The organism is Arthrobacter mobilis, from assembly GCF_012395835.1.
GTDB lineage: Bacteria > Actinomycetota > Actinomycetes > Actinomycetales > Micrococcaceae > Crystallibacter > Crystallibacter mobilis.
The window spans coordinates 1-2,204 of record NZ_JAAZSQ010000050.1; the positions used below are offsets into that span (position 1 = coordinate 1).

Consider the following 2,204-nt stretch of genomic DNA (forward strand, 5'->3'; position numbering starts at 1 on the left):
CGGGTGACCCCGCCGACCGTGCTGACTCCAACCGGCTTGCCGTGGCTGCGGTGCACCGCGCCCTGTCCTTCGGGCGGCGGGGACTCCGAACCGTGGAGCATGGCGCCCTACGCTGAGGACTAGCGCAGTGCCGGCTAGCAGCAGCTGCGCCAAGAGGAACACCCGGATGTAGATCCCCTCGGTCGTCGGGGTATAGAGGAACCCATCTGCCACGACCGTGGCTGCGCCGCCGCATCATCACGTTCAGCAGCACTGCTTCGATCAGGATGATCAGCAGAATCGTCCCCATACTGCCCTAGTAGTACTTCGTTAGGTTGGTCGGGCTGCTCTTTTAATCCCGCCGGGGGTCTGTTAATTTCGGGTCCGTGAGGCATGAGGAGATTGCGGCTGTCCGGGGCGAGCTGGAAGACTTTGTGGCGCAGATTTTCGCTTCCCTGCCCCGGGCCGAACAGCGAGCCAAGGGCAGCCTGTACCTGCGCGGGCTGATGCTGGAGGGCCGGAAGTCGATGCAGCCGATGGGCGGGCGGCTGGGCGTGGGCTACCAGCAGCTGCAGCAGTTCGTCTCCTCCTCCCCGTGGGCGGTGGAACCGGTGCGGTGCCGGCTTGCGGCGCTGGCCGTGGACCTGGTCCGGCCGGAGGCCTGGGTGATCGATGACACCGGGTTCGCCAAGGACGGGAACTCCTCCCCGTGCGTGGCCCGGCAGTACTCGGGCACCCTGGGCAAGGTCGGCAACTGCCAGATCGGCGTGAGCGTGCACGCGGCCACCGACGCGGCCTCGGCCCCGCTGGACTGGAGACTCTTCATGCTCGAGTCCTGGGACGACACCTGTGGGCAAAGGCGAAGATCCCGGACACCGTCCGGCACCGGATGAAGTGGGAACTGGCCTTGGAAATGATCGACGAACTGGCCTCCTGGGGGCTGCTCCCGCCGCTGGTAGCCGCCGACGCCGGCTAAGGGGATGCCACTGCCTTCCGCCTGGGCCTGCAGCAGCGGGGCATCCCCGTACGTGCTGGCGGTCAAGGCCTCCACCGGCGCCCACCCCGCCGGCGCGGTCCCTGAACCCCTGGACTATGCCGGCCGCGGCCGTCCCTCCGCATCCCGGTACCGCACCGTGCCCTCCTCGCTGCAGGAACTGGCCGTGGCCGCCGGACGCAAGTCCCTGCGCCGGGCCATCTAACGGCACGGCACCAGGACCAGCCCGAACAACCCGACGGCCTCGCTGACCTCCCGGTTCATGGCCCTGCGCATCCGGCCAGCCAACCGGGACATCCCGCTAAACCCGGACGGCTCGCTGCCCGAGGCCTGGATGATCTGCGAATGGCCGCCCCACGAGCCCGAACCTACCGACTACTGGATCTCCAACCTGCCCGAGGACACCCCGCTGAAGACCCTGGTCCGCCTGACCAAGATCCGCTGGTGTATCGAACACGACTACCGGGAACTGAAGACCGGCCTCGGCCTGGCCCACTTCGGGGGCCGCACCTGGCCCGGCTGGCACTGCCACGCCACCCTCGTCACCGCAGCCCACCTGTTCATCACCCGGCTGCGCCTGAAGCACGGCCCAAAAGCGGCCGGGGCAGCCTGAGCCTCTATCGGATCCTGACCGAACTCCAGCAGATCCTCATCTCCCCCCTCAGCCACTGCCCCTACTGCCGCCAACGAGCACCAACCTAACGAAGTACTACTAGGACATTGTGCGAGAAGTAGGTTACGAGGCCTGCCGCCATGCCGATAGTGAAACTGGCAATCCACATCAGCCGCGAGTCCTTCACGACGTTCGGCGGAGCCACGAGTGGCCTGATCGGTAGTGGCGTGAGGTCGGACATCTCTGGCCGCGGCGGCTTGTGGGAGAGCCTGGCGCCGGCTGCACCTGCGCGGCTTCTCCTGCGGAACGGTTTCCTTCAGGTTCCTGAGACATGCTCGTAATCTAGTGGCAATCCCCGCGCGGCGCCGCGGCCGAACGGGGCCTTCTGCAGCGAGGCCCGCCGGCTTCCGGAGCGCCTCGCCTGGCTTGGAGGGCCGATTTGCGCGGGAGCGTCAAGAGGAGTAATGTTTCTCAGGCCGCTGCAGCCGGGACAGGCAAGGCAGCGGCAAAATCCATCAGACTTTACCTTCGGGACCGGGACCGCGATTTGCGCCCCGGGAACAGAGCGGCTAAGATGGAAAAGTTGCTCCGGAGCGATGGGGGGCCCCTGCGGGGGTT

The 2,204-nt window shown here is 67.1% G+C and carries 1 pseudogene; it reads left to right on the forward strand.

What is annotated here, in order from left to right:
* The first annotated feature begins 365 nt into the window (after window positions 1–365).
* A pseudogene (locus HGG74_RS20740) lies at window positions 366–1,586 on the forward strand (IS701 family transposase).
* The last annotated feature ends 618 nt before the right edge of the window (window positions 1,587–2,204 follow it).